The organism is Faecalibacillus sp. H12, from assembly GCF_013361255.1.
Classification (GTDB): Bacteria; Bacillota_I; Bacilli_A; order Erysipelotrichales; family Coprobacillaceae; genus Faecalibacillus; species Faecalibacillus intestinalis.
On the sequence record NZ_JABWDK010000028.1, the window covers coordinates 1 to 26,331 of the forward strand.

Genomic DNA, 26,331 nt, shown 5'->3' on the forward strand with positions numbered 1-26,331 from the left:
TTACCATCCTCTCTCCCTTTTGTAAAGCTTTTTCTTGTCCTTTTTTTATTTTTTTTAAATTATTATTTATATAAGCCATTTTTTCTTCTATAATCATTACTTTTTTATAATTGTTTAAATAAATGCAACATTTTTTACATAATTCACATACATAATGGATGCGGAGGTAAAGATTATGCATAAATTAAAAAAATTAATTTTACTAATATTATCTATTTCTATAGCTCCACTCTATCTCACGTTTTCTAACTCTACAGAAATAGAAGCTTCAAGTAATGATAATAATTCAATAAATTACTTAAAATTAAAAAATAAAAGTACATCCCTTTCTACTATTTATAGTGAAAAATATCAAACTCTTATACATAATCAAATTAATAAACAAAAGAAATTAAATAATTATACTTTTCAACACCCTTTATTAATAAGGAATCCATATGGAACAAATACAACAGCTGTTTATATGTATTTTAAAACCACAGAAGAATTACAAGCAAGTTACACAATTCGTTGTGATAATTACGCTGATTTTCCACAAACTTTGAATACTAATACATTAAGCGGTTATACAACAGAACATGAATATCTCTTAATTGGAGCAATTCCTAATCAAACAAATACGATTATAGTTACTCTAACAAATAAACAAGGTAAAGTTGTTGATACCTTATCATGGTCATATAATGCCCCTTCATTACAAGGCGGTGATCAATATCTTACAGTAGAATGCGATGATTCAAATACATCATCCTTATCTAACGGTCTTTATACTGTTCTTGGGAACGATGTTACTGAAGATAGTGAAGAACAAGCTTATATGAGACTTTATGATAATTACGGCATCATTCGTAGTGAAATTCCTATCGTTTCTTATAGAAGTCACCGTATTCTTTTTGAAAACAACACCATGTACTTTAGTATTTCTAGTACAAAAATAGTTGGTATGGAACAAACTGGTTATGTTTCTAAAATTTATGATACCGGTAATTATAAATTACATCATGATTACATCTTTGATAGCAACAATAATATTCTTGTTCTTGCAAGTGAAAAAGAAGCAAAAACAAGTGAAGATAAAATTATCATGATTGAAAAAGATTCTGGTAACATAACAGAACTTGTAGATCTTATTGATTTATTACCTGATTATTATTCAACAACTTCATTACCTGATGGTGCAGAAGATCTTGATTGGATGCATATCAATTCACTGGCTCTTGTTGATAAAACAAGTTTAATTATTAGTTCAAGAGAAACATCCACAATTATTAAATTAGATAATATCTATTCAAATCCAACAATTGATTACATGATTGGTTCTGATAACTTTTGGCAAGATAGTGGATATGATTCCTTACTCTTAACTAAAACAAGCGATTTTTCAATGCAAGCTGGTCAACATTGTGTCACTTATGTAGATGATAACTCCCTACCTCAAGGTCAATATTATCTCTATCTTTATAATAATAACCTTGCGGTAAGTACAACACGTCCTGATTATGATTGGAAAAGTGATTCAAATTATTCAAATACTTACTATAACTTAAAAAAAGGAACATCTTATTACTATAAATATTTAGTAGATGAAAATAATCGTACTGTTGAACTTGTAAGTAGTATTCCTGTTGCTTATTCAGGATATGTAAGTAGTGTTCAAGAATTAGATGGAAATGTAATTATCGATAGTGGTATCGCAATGTCTTGGAGCGAATACAGTCAGGATGGAACTTTATTAAGAACGTTTAAAACAACTGGTGGTAAATTTGTTTATCGCGTCTTTAAATATGATTATCTAGATTATTGGTTTCAATAATTAAAAAGGTGTAGTTTGTGCTACGCCTTTTATATTCCATTTTTATAAAGAATATATTGTACAAGATTTAAAAAGAATACTTGTAACTCATTCATACTTTTATCAAAGCTTTCTTGATTTATATTGTAGTTAAAATAAAGATGATTATCTTTAGGAGCAACTCCTATAAACCCAATTTTAGGTTTTATTTTCACATCTAAATAGTTAGCATTTTGATAAAAAACAGATCTATTTGTACAAAAATCATCATATGTTTCATGTAAACTTACAATAATAACCAAATCATCTTCTTTCAAGTGAAACTGATCAATAATTTCTTCTTCACTTCCAAGATAAACCGGTATCTCACAAGGATATCCTAAATATGTCAACGCTTTTTGACATAGTAACAATGCAAACCTATTTCCATCGCCTAATATAACAATTCTTTTACATACCATGATTTTTTTAAAAATTTGTGTTTGTATGTGAGGAAAATTATTTTTAATAACCTTTTTCATCTTTTTCATATCTACTTCCGCATGCATATATTCTTCGTACATAACATTTTTAAAATAAGAAAACTTATTAATATTAATATTTTTTAAATATCTGACCATCGAAGTCTTAGACACTCCCACTTCTTCTATAAATCTATTTAATGTATAATCCTTAATATTACCTTTTAATTCCATTATTTTTTTACTAATTAAATATTCCACACTCTCTTTTGAACTACTATTTTGTATCATCATTATTTTTCCTATAATCATATTTTCATTCCTTTATATATAATTCATAGTATCTCGTTTTAATTAAATCAAATAGAAATAAAAAAACATAATGCATTTCATAATAATCATTATCCGTATCCATAGAAAAGCTGAAATCAATATATTCACTATTTATTTGAGATTTACTAAAAAGTATCTTTGTATTCTTTGTATCTAAAACAACTTCTTGAAATTTTGCATCACAACAGCCTAATAATCTTCCTGTTGCTGTAAAGAGACCAATAAGATCATTATTTTTTGGTACTAAAATTTTTCCATTATTTACTGAACTTAACAAAACCGTTTTATCAAATATTTTCATATCTACTTGAAAATCAAACAATAAATTTAAAAGTGTTGGTGACCCATAAGCTATAAATCTTTCATGTTCATTTATTTGTTTACAAATTTTATCTATTTCATCCATATTAATTAGATGATGTCTTAATTGACTCATAATTTGAATAATTTTATTTTTTTCAAAACTTTCATATCTATCTCTGATTTGTTTTAGTCTTACTATTCTTTCAAAAATAACCTCATCTTTAAACGCTGTATAATTTTTATATCCCAGTTGATTAAGATATGTTTTAAATTTAAGTTTTGATATATTTAAAATTGTTAAAATGTTTTCTAATGTATAGGTTGGTATTTTATTATAGTGTTCAAATATTTTTCTAGATATATATGTATCAATATTATCAAATTCTATATTATTAGATGCTTTTAAAATATATTCTATTTTCAAATTTGTTTTACTCATAGATAGATCTCCTTATATAATCATACATATTTAATATATCATAAAAAACAATCCAAACAACTTATTTGTCACGTATTACATCGAATGTAACATTAGAAATATTTTATATAAAATTATACTCACTTTTTTATAAAAAAGAAACTTGCGATTAATTGGGTTATTAAAAAATATAAAGAAAAAGTTCAATTTTTTTTAGAAAACTGAACTTCTTTATGCTTTTTTTATTTTAATATTATTCAGCTGTTTTTTTAATAGCAGTATAAGCACCTGCTGCAAGTAACATCATAATAGCATATGAACTCATCACTGTGTTATCACCTGTTTTAACACTGTTAGTAGTTTTATCAGTTGTTGGTTGTGATGGTTTTTGTGTATTATCTGTTTTATCATCTGTTTTTGTAGATGTATCAGTTACATTGTAATTTGCAGCCCATTTCCAAATACTTGTTCCATCAGCAGATTCTGGATTATTATTTAATGTATAAATCCATGACCAGTGATTACTGAATTCTACAAGAGTTTTTACATCATCTTGATCAAAATCTTCACCAAATTGTAATTTACCTGCTTCAGTTGTATCATATAAAGAAATTTTATATTTACCATCTTTTGTTTCAGTTGTAGTGAAATCAGAATCTAATGCTTGTTCATGTCTTGATTCTACAAGTTCTTGTCCATCAGTTAATGCTTTGAATAAACGTTTTGAACAATCTTCTGTATTAACTGTTCCATCTGTTGCACCTTGAACTAACCAAATAGCTGTTGGAGAATTTTTTAATGATGCTAATTCTTCATCAGTTGGTGTTTCTCCACCACGTTTAGTAGCAACATCTAAAGCTGGACAGTTGATCATTGCAGCTTTAAATAAGTTTGGATATTTGATTAACATACGTGTTGTCATATATCCACCTGCAGAACATCCTGAAACATATACTTTTTTAGGATCGATTCCTTTTTTAGAAATAACTTCTTGAATTTCATTGTATGCTTTTTCTAATAAACCATCTTTTTGTGCATAGTACCATGTATCTGGTGCTTGGAAAGACATAACATGTGCTTTACCAAAAATTTCTTGAGCTTCATCTGTAGCCCATGCAACTGTTCCTCTGTTAGCTAATAATTGAGCAACGTTATTTTGAGAACCTTTATAATCTCCTTCACCATTCCCATGGAACCAAACGATTAATGAATCTGCATCACCTGCATCATAGTATTGGTAATTAATACCATTGTCTACTTTTACAGATGTAAATTTAGCAGTTTCTTCATCTTCAACTGTGTTAGTACATGAATAAACAAAAGTGTCTTCTCCTAAATCTGTTCCATCCATTGCACTTACTTTAACTGGAGTATTTTGAGTAACTGTGTATTCAATATCTACAGGAATATTTCTAGCACCAGTAGCTAAATATGATAATGTTCCAGCAGCTCCATCATTTTCATCAAAATAAATTTCAACTTTTGTTCCTTTTTCTTCTACACGAACAATAGTTCTATCTTGATCTTTATCTCCATATGCTGTTTCATCAGCTGGTCTTTTCCCTTCTGTACTTGTTTTTGCATGTACAGTATATGTATCTTTATCTACTCCTGATACTTTAACATTTCCATAATCTAATACCATTTTATAAATTGCTTGCCCATTATCTTCGATACGTCCATAAAGTTGAGCAACAACTGTTCCAGCAGCTGAAACTGGAACCATACATAATGTTGCTAGTAATGTAAATACAGCAACAAACATCGCAAATGCTTTTTTCATTATTTTCATCATTCTTTTCCTCCCTTTCGCACTTTCATACTATCACCTCCGCTTATTGTAAGCGATCACAATATTATATCTATTGTTTCTTGTTTTTTTACTACATATTAATATTTTATATTTGGTATTTTTTTATGGTACTTTTTAAATCCTATTTTTAGTTATAGCAGATTGCTATTTATGTATTGTACTTTTATAATATTATCGATTAAAGTAAACTTTTGGGGGGAGATTTATCATGAAAAAAACACTCTATTTAATGAGACATGGACAGACTTTGTTCAATCTACAACATAAAATACAAGGTTGGTGTGATGCACCTCTTACACCTTTAGGAATTAAACAAGCACAAATGGCAAAAGAATACTTTACAAATATTACTCTTGATCACGCTTATGCTTCTACTTCTGAAAGAGCATCGGATACTTTAGAAATCATTACAGATATGCCTTATACAAGATTAAAAGGTTTAAAAGAATGGAATTTTGGTGCTTTTGAAGGAAAAGATGAATGTTTAAATCCTAAACTACCTTATGGGGATTTCTTTAAACAATTCGGTGGTGAAGGTGAACTTGAGCTTAGAGAACGTATGAATAAAACATTAACCGAAATCATGAGCAAGGATGATCATCAAGTAGTTTTAGCAGTTTCTCATGGAGCAGCATGTGCTCAGTTCTATCGTGCATGGGAAGAACATGCAAAAGTAAAGAAAACCGAAAGATTTTATAATTGTTGTATTCAAAAATATGAATATGAGGATGGAATCTTTACACTTGTAGAAATTTTTAATCGAAATATTACAGAATAGGAGAAGAATATGGATTCGATAAAACGTAAATCATTTAATGCAAATGTTGATTTGATTCATGGACCTATCTTTAAATCATTGATCATTTTTGCATTACCACTATTTATATCAAATATCTTCCAACAACTTTATAACACCGTTGATACCATGATTGTTGGAAACTTTTTAGGAGATGCTTCTTTAGCAGCCATTGGATCATGTACCTCTATTTATGACTTGCTTGTAGGTTTTGCCTTAGGTATTGGAAATGGTCTTGCTATTGTTACTGCAAGAAGTTTTGGCTCTAAAAATGAAAAATTATTGAAGAAATCGGTTGCTAGTTCTTTAGTCATTGGTATTGTTGTTTCAATTGGACTAACACTTATTGGTTTAATTTTCTTACAACCACTTCTTCATTTATTAAATACGCCTGCAAACATTATTGATGAAGCTTATAGTTATATTTTCTTTATTGTTTTATTTATTATTGTTATGTTTGCTTATAACTTATGTGCTGGATTAATGAGAGCCATCGGTAATAGTGTTATGCCTCTTGTTTTCTTGGTTGTTTCATCTGTTTTAAATATTATTTTAGATTTAGTTTTTATTACTCAATTAAATATGGGAGTTCAGGGAGCTGCAGTCGCAACTGTTATTTCTCAAGGAACTTCCGTTATTTTGTGTATCATTTATATGTTTAAAAAGACACCTTTGTTACTGCCTAAAAAAGAACATTTTGAAGTTGATAAAGATCTTTATAAAGAATTATTAGGACAAGGGTTCTCAATGGGATTTATGAATTGTATTGTTTCTGCTGGTTCTGTCATCTTACAATATGGTATTAATAATTTAGGTTATTTAATTATTGCTGGACATACAGCTGCAAGAAAGCTTTATATGTTCTTTAATATGCCTTTTACAGCAATGGCTCTTGCTATTTCAACTTTTGTTTCTCAAAATAAAGGGGCTAATCAAAAAAATAGAATTAAAAAAGCACTTCGTTATGCTTATATCTATGACATTATTGGTGCAGCTATTGTAACTTGTATTATCTTATTATTTGGTTCTTCTTTAGTGAAATTAATATCAGGTTCAAGTAAAGAAGTTGTTTTACATAACGGGACTCTTTATCTTACAATTGTTGGTCCTTTCTATGCCGTGCTTGGAATATTGATGCAAACACGTTATGCACTTCAAGGAATTGGTCAAAAACTTCTTCCTTTAATTTCAAGTGTGATTGAATTCTTTGGAAAGATTATCTTTGTTATCTTCTTAATTCCACGTTTTCAATATATGGCTGTTATCTTCTGTGAACCAGTTATCTGGTGTGTAATGACAGTTCAACTTGTTTATTCTTTCTATCATAATCCTTATATTAAAAATAATTAAAAAAATTGGACGGTGCCAAAGCATCGTCCTTTTATTATATTAAATTTCTTCACCATTAGATTCACAAACTTTTTTATACCAATAGAATGAATCTTTTTTGCTTCTAGAGAAATCTCCAGTTCCATCATCATGTCTATCTACATAAATGAATCCATAACGTTTAGCATATTGTCCTGTTCCAGCTGATACTAAATCAATTGGTCCCCATGTTGTATATCCAATTAATGGTACACCATCTTCAATAGATTCTTTCATTGCATGAATATGTCCTTTGAAGTAATCAATACGATAATCATCATGAATTGATCCATCTTCTTCTACTGTATCAAATGCTCCAAAACCATTTTCAACAATCATTAATGGAGTATGTGGATAACGATCATGTAATAAGTTTAATGTATATCTTAAACCATCAGGATCAATTTGCCATCCCCAATCAGATGCTTTTAAGTATGGGTTTTTAGCACCTTTTGACATATTACCTGCTGTTGTTTCTGCATTTTCATCTACTGTTACACAGTTTGACATGTAATATGAGAATGTATAGAAGTCAACTGTACCTTCTTTAATGATTTTTTTATCTTCTTCTGTAATATAAGAAGTATCAATATTATGTTCTTTAAAATATCTGAAGATAAATGATGGATATTCTCCACGTACTTGTACATCTCCACAGAAATTGTTTTTGAAGTTATCTTCATCAAATGCTGCTAAGATATCTTTTGGATTTGGTGTTAGTGGATATAATGTTGTATGTGCAATCATGTTACCAATCATGAAATCTGGATTGATCTTATGACCTTCAATAACTGTTCTTGCACTTGCTACAAATTCATTGTGTAATGCTTCAAACATAATTTGTTCATTTGATTTTAATTCATTTAATGGTATTCTATGATCTGCATTAACATCTTCTGGATCCATTAATCCAAGTCCATAAAGGTTACCAATTCCACCTTCACCCATGCATGCAATATTAATTTCGTTGAATGTTAACCAATATTTAACTTTGTCTTTATAACGTTTCATACAAGTTGTAGCGTATTTAACGAACATATCAATGACTCTACGATCTGAGAATCCGTTATATTTTGTTACAATGTTCCATGGAATTTCATAGTGACATAAAGTAACTAATGGTTCCATTCCATGTTTATGACATTCATCAAATACTTTGTCATAAAAAGCTAATCCTGCTTCATTTGGTTCTTCATCATCACCATTTGGGAAAATACGCCCCCAGTTAATTGATAATCTGAATACTTTCCATCCCATTTCAGCAAATAAAGCGATATCTTCTTTATAATGATGATAGAAGTCTACTGCTTCATGGCTAGGATAAAAAGCTTCTGGATCTGTTTTTGGTAAGAATGTTCTTGGTGTATTGACATCTCCACCTAATAACATATCTGGTACAGATAATCCTTTACCATCTTCTAAATATGCACCTTCACATTGGTTGGCAGCTACTGCTCCACCCCATAAAAATCCTTTAGGAAATCCCATTTTCATTACCTCCTTATTTCCATCTGATTTTTTCTATAAACATTATAAAGGAAAATTATTAAAATTTCTTTCATAATCTGAAAAAACTATTCAACATTTTCCCACCAATGTTCTTGATAAGTTTCTATATGACTATAATCGACAATTTCTCCAATCTTTGGTGTCGCCACATTTAAGTTTTCCTTTTGTGATCTTGTTGTAATTTGTTTAATTGGATCATCCCAAGCATGATTACAAATACAAAAGGCACCCCAATGAACAGAAACTGTCCACTTTGCATGAAGATCTTTCATTGCTTGAATGCCATCTTTGGGTAACATATGAATATTGGACCATGCTCGATCATATTGTCCATCTTCAATCATTAATAAATCAATAGCACCAAATTTTTCATAAACTTCTTCGAAATGATTTCCATAACCGGTATCCCCTGTAAAATAAGTTGTATATTTATCATTTTTAAAGACATAGCCACTCCACAATGTCGTATTGTTTCTCCAAGGAACACGTCCAGTAAAATGCCTACCTGGTGTTGAAATAATCGTTAGTCCATCAACTTTTACTTCATCCCACCAATTCATAACGTGTATTTTCTTTTCATTGACTCCCCAACGAAGAAGATGTTTTTCTACACCTAGAGGAACGCAATATTCTTTGACTTTTTCATCTATTTGTTTAATTGTTTGATAATCTAAATGATCATAGTGATCATGTGAGATGGCAAGAACATCAATACTTGGCATATTTTCTATATCTATCGGTAACTTAGAAAAACGCTTTGGTCCAATAAAAGGAACTGGCGAACTATAGTTTAAAAAAACAGGATCCATTAAGACATTCTTTCCTTCTATTTGAAGCAATGAACTTGAATGTCCAAACCAAATCCACTTAAGTTCATCTTTCTTCGCTTTTTCTATTTTCTTCAACTTATAAACAGGTATTTCACCCTTAGAAACTTTTTCTTCATTTTTATATTCACTCTTTTGTCCTGTCATTAATTGAATTTCAGGATTTCCATGAAATATTCCTTTTTTATATAATGAATTTCTCGCTTTATATTCTTTTTGATCTTCATCTGTCACACTTCCACCTAAGCCTGGCCAAAATTCAATAAATAACACAGCCACAATAGCGATACTTACTATCACAATACCTACAATTTTTAATATCTTTTTTATCATTTCTATTTATTCACTTCCTTCTATCATAGATTTGAATATTCATGAATTTTATGTTACATTTATCATAACACCTAAACTTAACTTTAGGTCAAGTATCAAGGAGGAAATCATATGTATTCTATTGGTGAAATTTCAAAAATGTTTCAATTACCTATTTCAACTCTTCGTTATTATGATAAAGAAGGATTATTTCCTCATTTAAAAAGAGTGAATGGTGTAAGACAATTTAGCGAAAGCGAAATTGAAACTTTACGTGTTATTGATTGTTTAAAAAAATCAGGCTTAGAAATTAAAGAAATAAAAGAATATATGTCTTTATGTTCTTTAGGAAATACCACGTTAAAACAAAGAAAAGAAATCTTTGAAAAACAAAAGGAAGAAGTTTTACAAGAAATGGAAAAACTTCAAAAAGTCCTTTCTATGCTCAATTATAAATGTTGGTATTATGATCAAGCGATTGAAAAAAATGATGAAGCTTATGTTCAAGCTCTTTCATTTAATCAATTTCCACCACAAATCCAACAATACTATAAACATAGTCATGAGGATTGTTAGAAGTGAAAAAGAAAATACTAATTACCTTATCAATTATTCTCATTCTTTGTGTTGGTGGTTTTGGTTTTTACGTCAATGATTATTATCACGCACAAGGTGATGCTTTGGAAATCTTAAACCATCAAGAAGTAAAACAAGTAAATTCTAATCTTATTACTTTAACTCCTCAAAAGACAAGTGATGTAGGTATTATTTTCTATCCTGGAGCTAAAGTAGAAAATACAGCTTATCTTCCTTTACTTGAACAACTAGAAAAGAAAGGTTATAACTGTTATTTAGTTAATATGCCTTTTAAGATGGCTATTTTTAATAAAAATGCTGCTAATAAAATTATTGATAAATATTCAAATATAAAACATTGGTATCTTTGTGGACATTCTATGGGTGGTGCCATGGCTTCTTCTTATGTTTCTAAAAATAAAGATAAAGTTGATGGTTTGATTCTTTTAGGTTCGTATATTTATGGCGATGTTTCCGCTCAAGATACACTTACCATCTATGGCTCTTTAAATACCAGCGTAAAAAAGAAAATAGACTATAAAAAGAATATTGTTGTTATTCAAGGTGGTAACCATGCTAACTTTGGAAACTACGGGCATCAAAAAGGAGATGCCAAAGCTACTATTTCTCGTAAAAGCCAACAAAATCAAACAATTAAAGCAATAGATCAATTTATTAAAAAAAGACTGAATTAATCTTCAGTCTTTTTCATATAGTCATTTAAATGAATACCATTTTTTAAAGCTTCAATGACATGATCTTTATCAATCACATTTTCTACCTTTTCATCTAAAATCATTCCAATAAAACGTGCATCATCATCCAATGTAATCGGCCAATAGAAGTAGAAGTGATTTCCATCTTTAAATTCAAAACGATAATCAAGAACATACCAATCTCTCGCAATCGGTGTTCCATAACTTTCATAACGATGTTTTAAAAGAAGTTCTACACTTTGAATATCTTCATATTTATATTCATTCATAAACTTAGCTTCTTTTCCAAATAAAACAGAATAAAAATATTTTACATTATCTATATAACCTTTAAATTGATAATAACGAATACGATCATTTAAAAACTCTACTGATTGATTTCTTGTTTGATCAAGTGGTAATCTTAACCATAATTGTGAAAACTGGAAATCAGCTGCAATCAAACCATTTGTAAATACAAATGAAATCACTAATACTGAAAGTACTCTTGTTAAAACATCTTGCTCATTTACAGCACTAAAGAATAAAACAATTAAAAATGTAGGAATAAATTTATATAAGAATTTTCTTAATGCAAGTTTCTTTGTAAGTCTTCTTCCAAGAGATACAATATCTGTTGTTTTTTGATAACCTAATTTATAATTCTTCACTTCTCTTTGGATTTGTTGTAAAGCTGGTAACATTGGTAGATCTTTTCTTACATACATTTCTATATTTTCTTGAACTTCTTCTAAGCTTTTAATTTGTTTTTCTAAATGAATCTGATTGATTTCTAAACATTCTTTAAAATCAAGTTCATTGTTTAAGATTGCTTTTACATCATCAATCGAAATATTTAAATTACGTAAGAACTTTACCATGATGAGTTTTTGTAAATCATCTTGGCTATAACTACGATAACCATTTTCATCTCTTTGTGGTGTAACGATCCCTTCTTTTTCATAATAGAAGATTGTATGCTTTGAAATCCCTAATTCCTTTTCTAATTCGTGTGTTTTCATAAATAACACCCCTTCCTTAACTTTATCTAACACTATAGAGTGGCTTTATAGTCAAGGCTTTTTATCAAATTTTGAATGAATTGTAAGAAATCCCGGTTGATATTTATTTTCTTGAACATAAATCCAATGATTTTTTAAATAACCATTAATAACTTCTAAAATCTTATCTGTAGGATAGCTTTTACCTTCTTGTCTAAGTTCTAAACCACAACATGTACATCCACCTACACCATGAATTGAATATTCTATATTATTTTCTTTAAGTAACTGATTGATTTCTAGAATCATTTTAAAATTAACAACATTATTCATAGTCATCTCTCCTTTACTTTATTATAAACAAAAAGGAAGAACGAATCTTCCTTTATAAACACATTTTATAAATATTCAAACAATCTTTTTGACTTAATGATCGATAAGCTCTAGGTAATGCATCTTGACCATAGCAAGCTTTTACTTTCAACTCATCAAATTTTTCATCATTAATTCCTACTTCACTTAATGATGTAGGTAAATGAAGTTCATCTTTAATAAAGCTTTGTAAAGCAACAATACCTGCTTTTGCATTTTCTAAAGTATTTCCATTATCTTTAACGCCCATAACATTTAAAGCAAATCTTGAAAAATCATCCACTACGGTTTCATCTTTATTTAATAAATAAGTCATCCATTTAGGAGTAATTATTGCAAGAGCTAAACCATGAGTCATATCATAAGTTGATGAGAATTGTTCAAGAGCATGGAGTTGCGCTTGTGTTTTATAACCTGATGTACAAAAACTATTTAATGCCCATGAAGCAGCCCATAACATTGTTGCTCTCGCTGAATAGTTTTCTGGTTCTTCAACAGCAATTGGTAATTGTTGGCGAACTGTTCTTAATAATGTTTCTACAACATTGAATTGTAATGGGTATTTATCGCTATTAACAAAATAGTTCATATCAAATAAGTGAGCCATAATATCAAATCCACCACAAGCTGTTTGTTTAGGTGAAACACTAAATGTATTAGTAGGATCTAAGAAAGCTGCTTTAGGTCTTAAGATATCTCCATTGATTCCACTTTTAACACCTTTTTCTACATTAGCAATTACACACGATTTATCCATTTCACTTCCTGTTGAAGCAATTGTAGGCATTGCTAGTACGGGTAAGGCATTATTCCATGCTACTTTCTTTTCTACTAAATCCCAAATATTATCTGTATCTACAAGTGTTAAAGCCGCAATAGCTTTAGAAGCATCAATAGTAGATCCTCCCCCAATTCCTAAAACAGCTGTAATATTGTTTTCTTTACAGATTTTTGCACCTTTATTGACAGTTGTATATCTTGGATTTGGTTCAACACCTGCAAGTTCATAAACTTCAATATTATTTTCTTTTAATTCTTTCATGACTTTATCATAAAGTCCTATTTTTTTAATAGAACCTCCTCCATAAACAACAAGTACACTTTTACCATATTTTAATACTTCTTCATGTAAATGACCTAATTGGTCTTTACCAAAATAAACTTTTGTTGTGTTTTGAAATTGAAAATCGTTCATTTTATTTTCCTCCTTCTGGTTTTAAAGACCCATAGTAATAAGAAGATGTTGCTCCACCATCCATTAAAAATGTTGCCCCTGTAATAAATGCACCTTTATCACTCATTAATAATTCAGCAACATTTGCAACTTCATCTGCAGTTCCTGGTCTACCAGCTGGACATTTTGCGAACATATTTTTATAGAAATCTCCCCTTGGTCCATTAAATTCATCAATGGCAAGCGGTGTTACAATAATACCTGGGGCAATAGCGTTGATTCTTGCACCACGTTGTCCCCATTTAACAGATTCAGCCATCACACGTTTTTCATTACATCGTTTTGCTAATTGATAAGCATGCAATGTATCTTTAATATTTTCTGGTTGTAAGATTTCCAGGTCTAATAATTCTTCAGTTGGTGTACATGCAAGTTGTTCATCTTCTAAAGCTGTAAGTTGCTCCATACGCCAACCTGATTGACTTGAAATTGTTACACCAACGCCACCTTCTTCAATAACTTTTCCTACTTCTTCCAATAAAACAGCAGTTCCATAAAGATCTACTTTTAAAATCGCTTCAATTGGTGCTTGTGAAGGTGAAACCCCAGCGCCATTGACAAGCATTTTAATGAGTCCATAATTTTTAGCCATATCAATCATTTTTAAAATATCTTGTCTACTTGATAAATCCATTTCTATAACTTCAACATCAAATCCTGCATCCACCATTGTCTTTTGAATATTTTTAGCGTTTTCAATATTTTTATCACCTAGAATAATTTTCTTACTAGCACCCATTCTTCTAGCAATAGCCATACTAATTTGACCAGCACCAACAACAATCATAACTTCTTTCATTATTCTTTACTTGCCTTTTCTATACAATCAATTGCATTTAAACTTCTTGGATATCCCACAAAAGGAATATTTTGAGAAACAACTTTAATTAAGAAATCTTGATCATTTCCTAAACGAATATTAGCTTTTGCATGGGCAATCGCTTGTGGTTCACATCCACCTTGTGCATATAGAAAACAAAAAGTAATCATTTCTCTTTGTTTATAATCTAAACCACCTCTTGTATAGTAATCACCAAAACAGTTATCAGTTAACCATTTACGAATATGCACTGTTTTAGGATCACCACTTGTCGCATATCCTTTCATGCCTTCACCAAAGATAGCTACTTGAGCTTGTTCTCCTTTTTCTAAACGATTTGGATTAGGATCATTTTGATTTTCTAAAGGAAGTTTTAAACCTAAAGTATCTTCAATAAAACTATTCACTGCTTTCAAGAAAGGAAAAACTCTTCCAATTCCTAAATAAGCTACCGCTTGATAAACAATTTCTTTCATTTCTACAGGAGTAACTCCAAAATTATAAGCTGCTTTCAACATTCCTTTGAATTCATCAATCCCTTGACATCCTAGTAAAACTGCAAGAATTGAAATAAATCTTGTTTTATCATCTAAATCATCTTGATTAACCACTTCATCAAAAGCAAAGTTATCAAAAACTTCAATAAATTCAGGATCTGTTCTTAAAAAATCTGAAACATATCCTGGAAACATTTTTTCATGGTAATTTTTAGCGTTATCTGTCATTTTATTTTCCTCCTAACCATCTTTCTAATTGTTGTCTACATCCATCTACATGACTTCCATGAATATTTAATCCTTTATGAACGATACTGTTTGGACAAAGTTTTTTAAGATTACTTTCACTTCTACCCATACCGCTTCCTTCATGTGAACAAATAGGATAGATATGTTTATTTGTAAAGTCATAGCTTTCTAAGAATGTCATAACAATCGTTGGCATTGTTGACCACCAGTTTGGATAACCTAAATAAATCGTATCGTATTCATCAATACTTTCTAATGGATCTAATATTTGTGGACGGGCATTATTTTTAAGTTCTTCACTTGCACGTGATGTACATTCATGATAATCAAAGGGATATGCATCCACTTCTTTAATTTGATAAACATCTGCATCAATCATTGTTGATAATGTTTCAGCAATGACTTGTACATTTCCTTTCTCTAAATTAACAATATTTCCCGAGAAATAATTTTCTTTATTATGTGAAAAATAAACAATTAAACTTTTACTCATTGATTTTTATCTCCTTTGTCATGTGATATGCTTTTTCTATTACATCTGTTTTTTCAATTGCGAATATACGATCAATTAATAACTTCATTAAACCATTAAATGTGTAAAAATACACAAGTAAAGCAAAGACAATGATGTTTGCTTCTATCATCTTTTTGTACAAATTGTTTTGTTTTTTTGACATACATTACATCCTAAACAAGGTTTAATATTTTGATAGTTGACGTAGACCTTTTCTGTGGTATACCTATTTTCTTCTATGCCTTTTATAAAAGCATTTGCTAGACGTGCGGTATTTCCATTTTTTCTTGCATTAATATAAGAACTTGTGTAGTAGTGTTTTCTTCTTTTTCCACCTATATAATAAAAAAAATTAGGAATTGAAACAATTTCAATTCCTAATCATCTTCATAAGTTTTACTTATTTAAAAGATCTTTATACATCTTCACAAATTCTTCAATATAATAATTCGTATTTTCTTTAGACCAACAAGCAAAATAATTTCTTTGAATTGGTTTTCCTTTATAATGCAAGGTAATTCTTTCAATACCTTCCATTGTTTTTGGTAAATGACCTATTTGATCAATTGGTAAATATCCTCTTTGACTCGCCACCATTAAACGTGCTTGTTCTAATGAATTCGCATATAAAAAACGTCTTGAAAGATTGAGTGATTTTTCATAGAACTCTCTTTCTGAATCTTCTTTATCTTTAGAAACAACAAGAATACAAGACATATTTTTTAAATCATCCGTTGTAAGAACGTCTTTTTGAGATAGTGGATTCATTGAAGATATTTCTACAAAACATTCGCTATGTTTTAATTCATAATTGTAATAATCTTCATTAAATGTTCTTCTTTGTTCGCTGATTTTAACATCAATATGATGTTGGACTAAAAGTTCGAATAATTCTTCATGCGTACCACTTACCACCGAAATATTAACTTCTGGATAAATACGATTAAATTCAACAATGGCTTGATGAAGTTCACTGGTACTAAAGTTTTTAGGATAACCAATTGTTAGATTCAATTCTTGATCTTCTCCTCGACGAATCGTTTCTTCTTTAAAATCTTCAATTTCATCTAAAATTACTTTTCCATGACGATAAAAGTATTCTCCAGCTGGTGTCAATGAAAATTGTCTTTTATTTCTTTCAAATAAACGAATTCCTAATTCTTTTTCTAAAGCTTTGATTTGTTGAGAAATTGCTGATTGTGAAATAAAGCATTGTTCTGCCGCTTCTGTAAAGCTATGACAATCCACAATAGTGATAAAATATTTCATTTGCTTTAGTAGCATGATCTTCACCTCTTTTTTTATTTTACCTTATTTTATTCATTCTTTGTATCAAAATTTGTTATAATTTGTATAAATAGAGGGAGTGAAAAAATGAAAAAGAAAATATTAAGTTTATTAGTTGTTGGTGTCATGGCATTAAATTTAACAGGATGTGCGATGTTTGAATCAGAAATCAATGATATTAAAGGAAATCTTGTAGGAAATGGCTATACTATTGATACTTTCGATAACTATGGAAAAAGAGTCATGACAACAACTGGAGATAAAATCAATATTCAAGGAAATCCCGTAGAAACAACTTCTTACGATAGTGATGGAAGTATTATTACAGGTTATGAATTATCTTCTGTTATTACCATTACTATTGATGGGCAAGAAATTGAATCTTGTGGAGATACTTGTATCTTTACACAAAAAGGTTTAGAACCTAATGTTGATTTTACCCAAGAAGATATTGAAAGTAATGATAATGGAAAACTTTCAAATAATACATATATTGCGAATATTATCAATAAGTATAAAAATAAGTTTGGTAAATCAAGAGTGGTTGTGATTAAATCTCAATTAGGGCAACCAATTACGGCTTATTCAGGGGATAAGGTTTATTGGACTGTTCCTAAAAAATTACCGAAGATGACAAAATTAATGATTGATGGTAAAGCTCTTTATATTCATCGCGCAAATTATCAAATTATTGATACATCATTACTAAATTAAAAGACGGGGAGCCCGTCTTTTACACTGTGAATAAACTTAAAATATCTTCTTTGGACATTTGTGATAAACCACCACTATTGTTTTCAACAAACATGTCAGCTAATTCCTTTTTGCGTTTTTGTAATTCAATGATCTTTTCTTCAACACTATCTTTCATCACAAGATTAAAGACTTGAACATTATTCTTTTGTCCTATACGATAAGCACGGTCTGTCGCTTGATTTTGAGCAGAAACATTCCACCATGGATCAAAATGAATAACGGCTTCGGCAGAGGTTAAGTTCAAACCTGTTCCTCCTGCTTTAAGGGAAATCAAGAATACTGTTGTATCATCTTTTTGGAATCTTGAAACAAGTTCTCTTCTATCTTCTTTATTGGTACTTCCAGTAAGCATATAATATGTAATTCCTGCTTTTTGACATTCCTCTGCAATTAAATCTAAAACGGAAGTAAAGGATGAAAATAACAAAACTTTTTGCTTATTTTCTTGCATTGTTTTAATAAGTTCCATACAAGCTTTTAATTTAGAAGAAGGTTGATCAATATCATCATATACAAGACGTGGTTCTAAGCAAAGCTGTCTTAATCTTGTAAGTAGCTTTAAGATTTGCATCTTATCAGAACCTTCTAAATCGTAAAGTTCTTGTAATTCTTTATTTGCTTCAGCAAGATTAGCTACATAAAGTTTTTCTTCTTCATCATTGAATGGAAGAATAATATTTTGTTCAATTTTATCTGGCAATTCTGTTAAAACTTCTTTTTTATTTCTTCTTAAAATAAATGGTGTAACTAATTTTTTAAGCTGTTTTGTTTTTTCTTCATCATTGTTTTTAACGATGTCATTTTCATATTGTTTTTGGAAATAATGATAATTAAATAAATATTGTGGCATCAAGAAATCAAAGATTGACCATAATTCTGCTAAACTATTTTCAATTGGTGTTCCCGTTAAAGCTAATTTATGTCTTGTTTTTAAGGTTTTAACTGATTGGGCATTTTTAGTTTTTTGGTTTTTGATATATTGTGCTTCATCTAAGATAACATATTCAAATTCAATTTCTTGATAAAGTTCAAAATCTCTACGCATATAATCATAAGAAGTTACATATAATCCTTGTTTAATTTCTTTAATTAATTCACTTCTTGTTTGTATATTTCCTGTAATACATGTAACTGGTAATTTATTAGAAAATTTATGGACTTCATCTTCCCAGTTATAAATAAGTGAAGAAGGACAAACTACCAAACTTGGTCGAGGCGTTTCTAATGAATCTAATAACGTAATGATTTGTAAAGTTTTCCCTAACCCCATATCATCTGCCAAAATCCCATTAAATCCATAATCTTTTAAAGTATGAAGCCACACATAACCTTCTTTTTGATAATCTCTTAAAATAGTATTATATTCTTTAGCGATAGGATATTCTTTTTGAGTTGCTGATTTAAAACGATCCAATGTCTCTACAAAAGATTCTTCTCTATCTAGTTCAACATATTCAAAATCATTTTCTTCATCAATAGCAAGCATTCTTTGTTTATTCATCGAGAATTCACCATCATCAATGTCTTTGACGTCAATATGATAATCATCCATAAATTGACTTAATTCTTCTAAATCAGGTGAATCTAAATAAAGCAATTCCCCATTTTTCAAACGATAAAATTTCTTTTTTCGACGGTATTGATTTAAAACCGCTTGTAGTTCTTTCTTTGGTATTTCATGCGAAGAAATATCAAATTTTAAAAGATCATTTTCAATACGGACACCTACATGTAAATTATAAGATATCTTCTTTCCTACTCTTTTTAAAGCTTCTGATACATAAACATCCCCATATTGTTTTAAATAATCTAAACCTTCAAAAATAAATTCATAGGTTGTTTGACTATTTGTATCAAAATAGGCACGATGTTTTTTTGTATCGATAGATGAAGCATAACGTTCAATATATTTTTCTACCAAATCTTGTTGATAAGTTGTCATCAATTGATCATTAAATCCATACACTCTATTTTGATTTTCATCCACATAGACTGGTTGAAAATAAATCATTTGATCATCATCAATATCTCCATAGATTTTAATTTCATCATAAGTTGGTATTTCTTCTTGGCTTTGATCAAAGACTTCAAAATAAGAAAGAATTGGTAATAAGACGTACTTATAGAAATCATGATATTGTTCCTCTAAAACAATCAGTTGTCCTTCATTTTCAATAATACTTTCTAAAAAACGGGCAATATTCCCCTCTTCATCAAGAACGATACGTTCCATATAAAACTTTCCATTATTCATTTCATAGCGATAACCATGTTTATTTCCAATAAACATTTCTTGATTGATACTTACTCTAATGACATAAAAATCTTCTTCTTTATTAATATATAAACGTAGCTCTGGTTCTACTTCACCAAAAGAAAGATTCTCTTTATTGATTTCATAAAGTTCATCAAGTAAACGTTTATCAATAGGGATGTTTCTTTTAATGGGTTCATAGTAATAGTTATAGTCTTCTATATCTTGACTTCTAAAGGAGATTGCTTTTTTCATGAAATCTATTTGTTTTAAGGCATTTTCTGTAAAATTCTTTTCACTGTGTACAAATTCTAAAGATTTTCCATATTTATAATTTTCTTGATGATTGATTCGATCAATAAATTCTGTAATATTTTTGACTACATACTTCTTTTCATTTCCAACTCTATAGTCAACATTTATCTCATCATCTTGAAGATAAATAAAAGGTGTTAAATCATATTTTTCATTATTAATAGATAGTTGTAATTCTGTTTGATAATGATTTTTATTAAGGTCAATGAGACGTGAGGATGTATGTGCCAGTTGTCTAAGTTGAGCTTTTCTTCTTTGTCTTTGATTTTCTTTTTCAATCTCTTTCATTTTTTCTAATTTTTCACTTTGATACTCAAAAGGAAAATCATTGATTTCTAATTCATTAAGTTTCATAATAACTGCCCCTAAATGACCACACATAGAATCTTGATCATTAAATGGACACGCACATTTATAAGAAACGACTTTATTATCTTTAATTTCTAATGAACATTTTTGTATGTGATTAAAAACTGAAACGACAGCATCAATATGATAAAGATCATCTTTTAAAGTAATATACATACTTTCTACATTATCATAGTGATGATATCTTCTGGCAATCTCTAAGTTATTTTTACTTTTTACCACATTTAAATTTATATTAAATTTCAATTTCATCACCTTCTTCTAAACATTCATCTAACATTTCATGTATTTTCTTTTTTCTTGGATATTCTTTTTTGATCATATCGACAAACTCTATTTTTGATATTTTATCTAAATCAAGAAATAACTCATAAACATAATTTTTAAAATAATAATTTGAATTTCCTTTTTTAATATAATTTTTTAAACATTCAACATAAACCATTAAATACATTTCTAAACTATATTCTTTAATGATTTCTTTTGTTTGTTCAAAAAGTGTCATATTTGGTCTTTGAAGTAAAACATAGATCAAATATTTAACATCTTGACTTTGTTTAAACATTAAAGCTAAATCATAATCATCATAGATAGGTTTAATTGCATCCATAAAATCTAGTAAATAATCTTCAAACTTAATTCCATAAAATTGTTTTAAATCTACGTAATAAACAGGAATATGCGATGAATTATAATAACCTAATTTAGAATAAATATAATTCAAGTAGGCATCTTCATGTTCAGGATCAAGCAATGAATCAAGTTTTGCCTTGGTTTCTTTTTTTCTAATATTTTGTTCATGTTTTTTATAGTAAAGACGAGCAAGTCCTACTTGTTGGTGATCAACATAATAATGTATCATTTCTGTGATATAATCTTCATTGTTATTATAAATTTGAATATCATCTAAATATTTTTTCATATCTAAATGATGATCATTGATAATTTTAAAGTATGTATTTAGTAAAGAAACTTTTCTTTTCGTTAAAAGCATTTCTCTAATAATATCTATTTGATCATTGACATCTAATTTATAGATAATCATCATAATATAGCTAAATGCATTTTCATATCTTTGATATTTCATATTTTCTTTTAACCAGCGCGTTGTAAGTTCTTTATTATGTTCACTTGTAAGTAACTTACTATAACCTTGAAACATGATTCGAAGTATTTCATGACGATAATCGTTAGGATAATTAGAATTTAAAAATTCATCAATGACTTGTTGATAATTGGTAATATGAAAACTTCCTTGTTCATTTAATTGAATAATACGTTTTAAATATTTTTTAAATTCTTGATTGAATTCACGTTTTAACATAAAACTACTATGTGTTCTTCTACGAACATCTTTTAATAAAGCATTGATATCAATATATTGTTGTTCATCTTTAGGAAGTCGATCTTCAATCGCAAAATAAAGTGCCGCTTCATGTTTACAATGATTTCCTTCTTTAGCATAAGGACAATCACACGTAGCTGACATGACATCATAATGTTCATCTAAAGTGATTTTAGTATGATAAGCTTCATTTCCTAAAATAATTCCTGTATAGGTTTGGTTATCATATTGATTTACAGAAAAAACTCTATTTTGTTCAAAATATGTTTTTCCTCTTTTTAATATTGTCTCTGTAAAAAATGATTTCATAGGCTTCCTCTTTTCATATTCACTTCATTATACCAAGAAAGAAAAAAAGCACAAAACTTAATTTGTGCCTAAAATATGTTTATTGATAACTTCTGCAATCGCTCCTTGATTATTTGTTGCCTTGGTAATAATATCACATTCTTTTTTCATTTCTTCAACTGTATTTTGGACACCTACCCCAAGGCCTGCTACTTTGATCATTGATAAATCATTAAAATTATCACCTATTGCAATTGTATCTTTAATATCTACATGTAATAACTCTGCAAGTTTCTTTAAACCTTGTCCTTTATTAACTCCTTGATGATTAAATTCAATATAACGATTCGATGAATAACTTACATCCAAATCACTTGTTATCTCTTTTAAATCATTTTCAATTCCTTTTAAATATTGGTAATCTGTATTCATATATAAGACTTTTACAATTTCTTGACCCTTTAAAAAATCAATATTATCATCAAAAATTTCTGTAACTTCCATTCTTCCTGCCAAATAATCTTTTTCTTCTTGGACATACTTATAAGCATAGACCATATCTTTTGTATAAACATGGATACAAACATCATAATCTAAACCTCTTTTGTAAAGTTCTCTCGCTTTTTCAAAAGAAATTCCTTCGAAATGAAGTAACTTACTTCCTTTATTTTCAGTAATGGCTCCACCATTATAAGAAATCACATATTCATTTTCTAAATCATACAATCCTAAATCTTTTAAAGTTCCATCAACGGTATTAAACCCTCTTCCGGTTGCTGGAACAAACTTCACACCTAACTCTTTTGCTTTTTGAATGGCTTCAATATTCTCTTTAGAAATCGTACGATCATCACTTAACAATGTTTCATCTAAATCACATGCTACAATTTTATACATAGTATCCCTCTTTTCTTACTTTTATCTTATCAAAAAGGAATTAATATTTTCGTAACTTTCATGATATGAAATAAATACTTTCTATGGTATGTTTAATAAGGATGATGTTATGAAAAAACGTATTTATGAAATTATAGAAGTATCTAAAGAAGATGACACAACAAGTCATATTTATGATCTTGTGATGATGTTTACAATATTTATGAGTATTATTCCTCTTGCTTTTAAACAAGAAACAAAGTTATTTACAACACTTGATTTAATTACAGTTATAATTTTTATTATTGATTATTTATTAAGATAGGCTACAGCTGATTTAAAATATGATGATCCTCGCTTTATTTCTTACATAAAATATCCATTTTCATTTATGGCAATTATTGATTTATTATCAATACTTCCTTCAATCAATATGATAAATAAAGGATTTAAAGCCCTTAAAACAATTCGTCTTATTCGTACCTTTCGTGTATTAAGAATCTTTAAAAGCTTTCGTTATTCAAAAAATATTCAAATCATTCTTCAGGTTGGAAAAAACTCAAAGAAGGCTTTGATTGCTGTTCTTTATTTAGCTATTGGTTATATTTTTGTTTGTGCCCTTATTATTTTTAATGTTGAACCAGATAGCTTTAATACTTTCTTTGATGCCATCTATTGGGCAACGATTTCTCTTACAACCGTTGGTTATGGCGATATTTATCCTATAACAACTTTGGGAAGAATAATTACAATGGTTTCTTCCTTTATGGGAATTGCGATTGTCGCTTTACCAGCTGGTATTATTACGGCAGGTTATATGAAAGAAATAGAATCAGATAAAATTTGATTCTATTTTAATGAGCTATTTATCATTGGCTTATCATCATCGTTTTTCATAATAAAGAAAGTATACATATGATAAGGACATTCCTTTAATCCAAATAACATTGCATAGATCTTTTCTTCTTCTGTTTCTATTTCCTTATAAGCATCCAAATATTTTTTATAACCTAATACTTTTTCTAAATCTTGGTAGATTTCTAAACTATATCTTCCATCTACAAATTTATGTTCTTGTTTGAGTTTGTTTTGCATATCTTTTAGATAAGCATTTTTCCATTCAAGTATTTTATCAAAATCTACTTCCACCCATTTTCTAATTATTTCATTTTCTACTATATGATCTATTTCTAAACAATAAAGCATTTGAAATAATTGATCTTCAACAAGATTATTTGTATAAGCTTTATGAAAATGAATATTAAGTTCCCCCTCTTTTTCTTCTAAAGCAATTTCTTCTTGTTTTTCCCATTTTTTTAAACATGCATAAATAAGAATAAATTCATCTTGAGGTAGTTCATTTATTAATGAAAGTAAATAGGTTGTATATTGTAAATCCTGTGGCTGTTTATTATTGGGATTTATTTTTTTATAGTTAAGTACATGTTTTTTATGATCTTGATACAAGATTGTTGGAAAATGTGTTTTAGGCCTTTTTTGATAAAAGTAATAAAGAACAATAAGAATCATAGCAAAAACAAATAGTAATTCCATAAGATCATCTCCTTTAATTTATTGTATCAAAAAATGGAGGAAAATGAAGTGACCCTCCTAAGTTTGTCCAACTTTTTCGGTTCACTTCAAAATCCTCCATTTTTATTTAATTCTTACAAATCGATCTTTAATATCTTTGACCTTTACACCTTGTGTAACTGTCGCATTTTCATCACTATACTGTGATATAGTGCAATCGTCATCTATTTTATCTTCATAACTAATAACAAAATAAATATCTTTTTCACCATTATTGATTACTAAATAACATTCCTTTTCTTTATCAAACATCTTTGTTATATCAATCGCTTTATCTTGATAATAGAATAAACATTTATCTTCTTTTTCATCATAAACAATTTCACTATTATCATTCATACTTTCTGCAAGTTCATCACCACTCATTGGTTCTATTCCCGTAAGTGTTCCTTTTGATCCTGAGTGTGTTCCCATATCAATGACGTTACCATCCTCATCTGTCGTATAGAAATGATAAACATGATCTTCCACTTCTTCATATTGAATCATTCTTTTTTCTCCATGAAACCATACCTCTATCTTACTTTGTATACCCCCTATATCGAAAGCATAAGCTACGGTAAATGTGGAAAGTAATATAATAAATGAAGTGACAAAAGTAATAAGGGATTTAGGTATTCTTTTTTGATTTAAGTTAACTTCTTTTTGATAATGAACATGTTTAAACGCTTGTTTATACGCTTCTTTATTCTTCATCGTTCCAGTTCTCCTTGAGTTGTTTTTTTAATAATTGTCTTGCTCTAGAAAGTCTTACTTTGACATTTCCTTCATTTAATTTTAATTGTTGAGCAATTTCTTTAATTGAATAATCTTCATAATAATATAAGTGAATCACAATACTATACTTTGACGGCAAAGCCATCACTGTTTGAAATAATTCTTCATCCTGTGGGGTATCAAAAGAAATAGTAGCCATATAGTCTTCTAACGATACTTGTTTTCTTCGCCAAAACTTTCTTTGAATATCTTTTGCTTTATTAATAGCTACTTTATATAACCAAGATTGAATATGTTCTTTAGATTCAAAATCTTTTTTATATGTATGATATCTAAGAAAAGTTTCTTGAACAACATCCTCAGCATCATCAGGATTCTTTAAAATGGATAAGCCTATCGCAAAAATACGATCTTTATATGTTGCAATCACTTGTTCTGTATCTAATTTCATAACATCCTCCTCAAGAGCTCTTTCACTTATAATACGTTTTATATAGAAAAAAGGTAACAAAAAGTCTATGTATTTCTAGGCTATTCAAATAATTTAGGGGTCCCAACTTTGGGGGTCTACTTTAGGGGGATGGATTTCTAATAATTGTCATTGAAAAACAACAGCTAGAATTCTGGCTGTTGTTTCTTTT

At 28.8% G+C, this 26,331-nt stretch carries 27 protein-coding genes; 8 read left to right on the top strand and 19 right to left on the bottom strand.

Annotated elements, in window-relative coordinates:
• Window positions 1-175: 175 nt before the first annotated feature.
• On the top strand, window positions 176-1,813 hold the full coding sequence (locus HUU89_RS12150; protein WP_175301891.1) for an aryl-sulfate sulfotransferase: 1,638 nt from the start codon (window positions 176-178) through the stop codon (window positions 1,811-1,813).
• Window positions 1,814-1,842: 29 nt separating this feature from the next.
• Here the strand turns inward: HUU89_RS12150 and HUU89_RS12155 are convergent, their stop codons facing one another.
• The 3 genes from HUU89_RS12155 to HUU89_RS12165 all read right to left on the bottom strand — a co-directional run bounded on the left by HUU89_RS12155 (window position 1,843) and on the right by HUU89_RS12165 (window position 5,102).
• Window positions 1,843-2,547: a hypothetical protein gene (locus tag HUU89_RS12155; RefSeq protein ID WP_143712318.1), complete on the bottom strand. Its 705-nt coding sequence runs from the start codon at window positions 2,545-2,547 to the stop codon at window positions 1,843-1,845.
• 22 nt (window positions 2,548-2,569) lie between these two features.
• Window positions 2,570-3,328, bottom strand: coding sequence for a hypothetical protein (locus HUU89_RS12160; RefSeq protein ID WP_175301892.1), 759 nt, complete (start codon window positions 3,326-3,328; stop codon window positions 2,570-2,572).
• 232 nt (window positions 3,329-3,560) lie between these two features.
• Window positions 3,561-5,102, bottom strand: coding sequence for a prolyl oligopeptidase family serine peptidase (locus HUU89_RS12165; protein ID WP_227359322.1), 1,542 nt, complete (start codon window positions 5,100-5,102; stop codon window positions 3,561-3,563).
• Between the two features lie 226 nt (window positions 5,103-5,328).
• On the opposite strand from HUU89_RS12165, the gene HUU89_RS12170 reads away from it, so the two are divergent.
• Complete coding sequence (locus tag HUU89_RS12170) at window positions 5,329-5,898, top strand: histidine phosphatase family protein (RefSeq protein ID WP_175301893.1); 570 nt, start codon at window positions 5,329-5,331, stop codon at window positions 5,896-5,898.
• Window positions 5,899-5,907: 9 nt separating this feature from the next.
• Window positions 5,908-7,266 (top strand): MATE family efflux transporter, encoded by a 1,359-nt coding sequence (locus HUU89_RS12175; protein ID WP_175301894.1) that lies wholly within the window; start codon window positions 5,908-5,910, stop codon window positions 7,264-7,266.
• Window positions 7,267-7,305: 39 nt separating this feature from the next.
• On the opposite strand, the gene HUU89_RS12180 is transcribed toward HUU89_RS12175, so the two are convergent.
• Both HUU89_RS12180 and HUU89_RS12185 read right to left on the bottom strand, forming a co-directional pair.
• Window positions 7,306-8,772: a glycoside hydrolase family 1 protein gene (locus HUU89_RS12180; RefSeq protein ID WP_106987358.1), complete on the bottom strand. Its 1,467-nt coding sequence runs from the start codon at window positions 8,770-8,772 to the stop codon at window positions 7,306-7,308.
• An 86-nt stretch (window positions 8,773-8,858) separates the two neighbouring features.
• Window positions 8,859-9,953: an MBL fold metallo-hydrolase gene (locus HUU89_RS12185; protein WP_175301895.1), complete on the bottom strand. Its 1,095-nt coding sequence runs from the start codon at window positions 9,951-9,953 to the stop codon at window positions 8,859-8,861.
• Window positions 9,954-10,064: 111 nt separating this feature from the next.
• Between HUU89_RS12185 and HUU89_RS12190 the strand changes: the two genes are divergently transcribed.
• Both HUU89_RS12190 and HUU89_RS12195 read left to right on the top strand, forming a co-directional pair.
• Window positions 10,065-10,508: a MerR family transcriptional regulator gene (locus HUU89_RS12190; RefSeq protein ID WP_119362539.1), complete on the top strand. Its 444-nt coding sequence runs from the start codon at window positions 10,065-10,067 to the stop codon at window positions 10,506-10,508.
• A gap of 2 nt (window positions 10,509-10,510) precedes the next feature.
• Complete coding sequence (locus HUU89_RS12195; RefSeq protein ID WP_217498484.1) at window positions 10,511-11,203, top strand: alpha/beta fold hydrolase; 693 nt, start codon at window positions 10,511-10,513, stop codon at window positions 11,201-11,203.
• Here HUU89_RS12195 and HUU89_RS12200 read toward each other — a convergent pair.
• From HUU89_RS12200 to HUU89_RS12235, 8 genes are all read right to left on the bottom strand, one after another.
• Window positions 11,200-12,225: a MerR family transcriptional regulator gene (locus tag HUU89_RS12200; protein ID WP_175301896.1), complete on the bottom strand. Its 1,026-nt coding sequence runs from the start codon at window positions 12,223-12,225 to the stop codon at window positions 11,200-11,202. The two genes, HUU89_RS12195 and HUU89_RS12200, sit on opposite strands and share 4 nt — an antisense overlap.
• 51 nt (window positions 12,226-12,276) lie before the next feature.
• Complete coding sequence (locus HUU89_RS12205) at window positions 12,277-12,537, bottom strand: hypothetical protein (protein ID WP_175301897.1); 261 nt, start codon at window positions 12,535-12,537, stop codon at window positions 12,277-12,279.
• Window positions 12,538-12,589: 52 nt separating this feature from the next.
• Window positions 12,590-13,771, bottom strand: coding sequence for an iron-containing alcohol dehydrogenase (locus HUU89_RS12210; protein ID WP_175301898.1), 1,182 nt, complete (start codon window positions 13,769-13,771; stop codon window positions 12,590-12,592).
• A gap of 1 nt (window position 13,772) precedes the next feature.
• Window positions 13,773-14,609, bottom strand: a complete 837-nt coding sequence (locus tag HUU89_RS12215) for an SDR family oxidoreductase (protein WP_175301899.1) — start codon at window positions 14,607-14,609, stop codon at window positions 13,773-13,775.
• Window positions 14,609-15,355, bottom strand: coding sequence for a carboxymuconolactone decarboxylase family protein (locus HUU89_RS12220; protein ID WP_175301900.1), 747 nt, complete (start codon window positions 15,353-15,355; stop codon window positions 14,609-14,611). Before HUU89_RS12220 ends, HUU89_RS12215 begins: the two co-directional genes overlap by 1 nt.
• A gap of 1 nt (window position 15,356) precedes the next feature.
• Window positions 15,357-15,869, bottom strand: coding sequence for a flavodoxin (locus HUU89_RS12225; protein ID WP_175301901.1), 513 nt, complete (start codon window positions 15,867-15,869; stop codon window positions 15,357-15,359).
• Window positions 15,862-16,053, bottom strand: a complete 192-nt coding sequence (locus HUU89_RS12230; protein ID WP_032091216.1) for an NAD(P)H-dependent oxidoreductase — start codon at window positions 16,051-16,053, stop codon at window positions 15,862-15,864. The genes HUU89_RS12225 and HUU89_RS12230 overlap by 8 nt, the downstream gene beginning before the upstream one ends.
• Before the next feature lie 233 nt (window positions 16,054-16,286).
• Window positions 16,287-17,159 (bottom strand): LysR family transcriptional regulator, encoded by an 873-nt coding sequence (locus HUU89_RS12235; RefSeq protein ID WP_254697775.1) that lies wholly within the window; start codon window positions 17,157-17,159, stop codon window positions 16,287-16,289.
• 105 nt (window positions 17,160-17,264) lie between these two features.
• Between HUU89_RS12235 and HUU89_RS12240 the strand changes: the two genes are divergently transcribed.
• Window positions 17,265-17,891, top strand: a complete 627-nt coding sequence (locus HUU89_RS12240) for a DUF5052 family protein (protein ID WP_032091214.1) — start codon at window positions 17,265-17,267, stop codon at window positions 17,889-17,891.
• Between the two features lie 19 nt (window positions 17,892-17,910).
• Here HUU89_RS12240 and HUU89_RS12245 read toward each other — a convergent pair whose 3' ends face one another.
• The 3 genes from HUU89_RS12245 to HUU89_RS12255 are packed head-to-tail and all read right to left on the bottom strand — an operon-like array spanning window position 17,911 to window position 23,401.
• On the bottom strand, window positions 17,911-21,117 hold the full coding sequence (locus tag HUU89_RS12245; protein WP_411897126.1) for an SNF2-related protein: 3,207 nt from the start codon (window positions 21,115-21,117) through the stop codon (window positions 17,911-17,913).
• Window positions 21,107-22,525: an SWIM zinc finger domain-containing protein gene (locus tag HUU89_RS12250; protein WP_175301904.1), complete on the bottom strand. Its 1,419-nt coding sequence runs from the start codon at window positions 22,523-22,525 to the stop codon at window positions 21,107-21,109. The genes HUU89_RS12245 and HUU89_RS12250 overlap by 11 nt, the downstream gene beginning before the upstream one ends.
• 57 nt (window positions 22,526-22,582) lie before the next feature.
• A complete protein-coding gene (locus HUU89_RS12255) occupies window positions 22,583-23,401 on the bottom strand; it encodes a Cof-type HAD-IIB family hydrolase (RefSeq protein ID WP_175301905.1) in 819 nt (272 codons plus the stop codon).
• A 109-nt stretch (window positions 23,402-23,510) separates the two neighbouring features.
• Here HUU89_RS12255 and HUU89_RS14775 point away from each other — a divergent pair, with 109 nt between their 5' ends.
• Both HUU89_RS14775 and HUU89_RS14780 read left to right on the top strand, forming a co-directional pair.
• Window positions 23,511-23,705: a hypothetical protein gene (locus tag HUU89_RS14775; RefSeq protein WP_217498486.1), complete on the top strand. Its 195-nt coding sequence runs from the start codon at window positions 23,511-23,513 to the stop codon at window positions 23,703-23,705.
• 45 nt (window positions 23,706-23,750) lie between these two features.
• Complete coding sequence (locus HUU89_RS14780; protein WP_317992345.1) at window positions 23,751-24,227, top strand: ion transporter; 477 nt, start codon at window positions 23,751-23,753, stop codon at window positions 24,225-24,227.
• A 2-nt stretch (window positions 24,228-24,229) separates the two neighbouring features.
• On the opposite strand, the gene HUU89_RS12265 is transcribed toward HUU89_RS14780, so the two are convergent.
• The 3 genes from HUU89_RS12265 to HUU89_RS12275 form a co-directional block, all read right to left on the bottom strand.
• Window positions 24,230-24,934, bottom strand: a complete 705-nt coding sequence (locus HUU89_RS12265) for a hypothetical protein (protein ID WP_175301906.1) — start codon at window positions 24,932-24,934, stop codon at window positions 24,230-24,232.
• A gap of 102 nt (window positions 24,935-25,036) precedes the next feature.
• Window positions 25,037-25,669: a hypothetical protein gene (locus HUU89_RS12270; RefSeq protein WP_032091209.1), complete on the bottom strand. Its 633-nt coding sequence runs from the start codon at window positions 25,667-25,669 to the stop codon at window positions 25,037-25,039.
• The gene (locus HUU89_RS12275) at window positions 25,659-26,141 is read right to left on the bottom strand and encodes an RNA polymerase sigma factor (protein WP_175301907.1); all 483 of its coding nucleotides are present in this window, start codon (window positions 26,139-26,141) and stop codon (window positions 25,659-25,661) included. The genes HUU89_RS12270 and HUU89_RS12275 overlap by 11 nt, the downstream gene beginning before the upstream one ends.
• Window positions 26,142-26,331: the final 190 nt, after the last annotated feature.

Bases quoted from the DNA above. Each gene is read 5' to 3' on its own strand.
- HUU89_RS12150 (WP_175301891.1), top strand. From the start codon at position 176: ATGCATAAATTAAAAAAATTAATTTTACTAATATTATCTATTTCTATA.
- HUU89_RS12155 (WP_143712318.1), bottom strand. From the start codon at position 2,547: ATGATGATACAAAATAGTAGTTCAAAAGAGAGTGTGGAATATTTAATT.
- HUU89_RS12160 (WP_175301892.1), bottom strand. From the start codon at position 3,328: ATGAGTAAAACAAATTTGAAAATAGAATATATTTTAAAAGCATCTAAT.
- HUU89_RS12165 (WP_227359322.1), bottom strand. From the start codon at position 5,102: ATGATGAAAATAATGAAAAAAGCATTTGCGATGTTTGTTGCTGTATTT.
- HUU89_RS12170 (WP_175301893.1), top strand. From the start codon at position 5,329: ATGAAAAAAACACTCTATTTAATGAGACATGGACAGACTTTGTTCAAT.
- HUU89_RS12175 (WP_175301894.1), top strand. From the start codon at position 5,908: ATGGATTCGATAAAACGTAAATCATTTAATGCAAATGTTGATTTGATT.
- HUU89_RS12180 (WP_106987358.1), bottom strand. From the start codon at position 8,772: ATGGGATTTCCTAAAGGATTTTTATGGGGTGGAGCAGTAGCTGCCAAC.
- HUU89_RS12185 (WP_175301895.1), bottom strand. From the start codon at position 9,953: ATGATAAAAAAGATATTAAAAATTGTAGGTATTGTGATAGTAAGTATC.
- HUU89_RS12190 (WP_119362539.1), top strand. From the start codon at position 10,065: ATGTATTCTATTGGTGAAATTTCAAAAATGTTTCAATTACCTATTTCA.
- HUU89_RS12200 (WP_175301896.1), bottom strand. From the start codon at position 12,225: ATGAAAACACACGAATTAGAAAAGGAATTAGGGATTTCAAAGCATACA.
- HUU89_RS12205 (WP_175301897.1), bottom strand. From the start codon at position 12,537: ATGAATAATGTTGTTAATTTTAAAATGATTCTAGAAATCAATCAGTTA.
- HUU89_RS12210 (WP_175301898.1), bottom strand. From the start codon at position 13,771: ATGAACGATTTTCAATTTCAAAACACAACAAAAGTTTATTTTGGTAAA.
- HUU89_RS12215 (WP_175301899.1), bottom strand. From the start codon at position 14,609: ATGAAAGAAGTTATGATTGTTGTTGGTGCTGGTCAAATTAGTATGGCT.
- HUU89_RS12220 (WP_175301900.1), bottom strand. From the start codon at position 15,355: ATGACAGATAACGCTAAAAATTACCATGAAAAAATGTTTCCAGGATAT.
- HUU89_RS12225 (WP_175301901.1), bottom strand. From the start codon at position 15,869: ATGAGTAAAAGTTTAATTGTTTATTTTTCACATAATAAAGAAAATTAT.
- HUU89_RS12230 (WP_032091216.1), bottom strand. From the start codon at position 16,053: ATGTCAAAAAAACAAAACAATTTGTACAAAAAGATGATAGAAGCAAAC.
- HUU89_RS12235 (WP_254697775.1), bottom strand. From the start codon at position 17,159: ATGAAATATTTTATCACTATTGTGGATTGTCATAGCTTTACAGAAGCG.
- HUU89_RS12240 (WP_032091214.1), top strand. From the start codon at position 17,265: ATGAAAAAGAAAATATTAAGTTTATTAGTTGTTGGTGTCATGGCATTA.
- HUU89_RS12250 (WP_175301904.1), bottom strand. From the start codon at position 22,525: ATGAAATCATTTTTTACAGAGACAATATTAAAAAGAGGAAAAACATAT.
- HUU89_RS12255 (WP_175301905.1), bottom strand. From the start codon at position 23,401: ATGTATAAAATTGTAGCATGTGATTTAGATGAAACATTGTTAAGTGAT.
- HUU89_RS14775 (WP_217498486.1), top strand. From the start codon at position 23,511: ATGAAAAAACGTATTTATGAAATTATAGAAGTATCTAAAGAAGATGAC.
- HUU89_RS12265 (WP_175301906.1), bottom strand. From the start codon at position 24,934: ATGGAATTACTATTTGTTTTTGCTATGATTCTTATTGTTCTTTATTAC.
- HUU89_RS12270 (WP_032091209.1), bottom strand. From the start codon at position 25,669: ATGAAGAATAAAGAAGCGTATAAACAAGCGTTTAAACATGTTCATTAT.
- HUU89_RS12275 (WP_175301907.1), bottom strand. From the start codon at position 26,141: ATGAAATTAGATACAGAACAAGTGATTGCAACATATAAAGATCGTATT.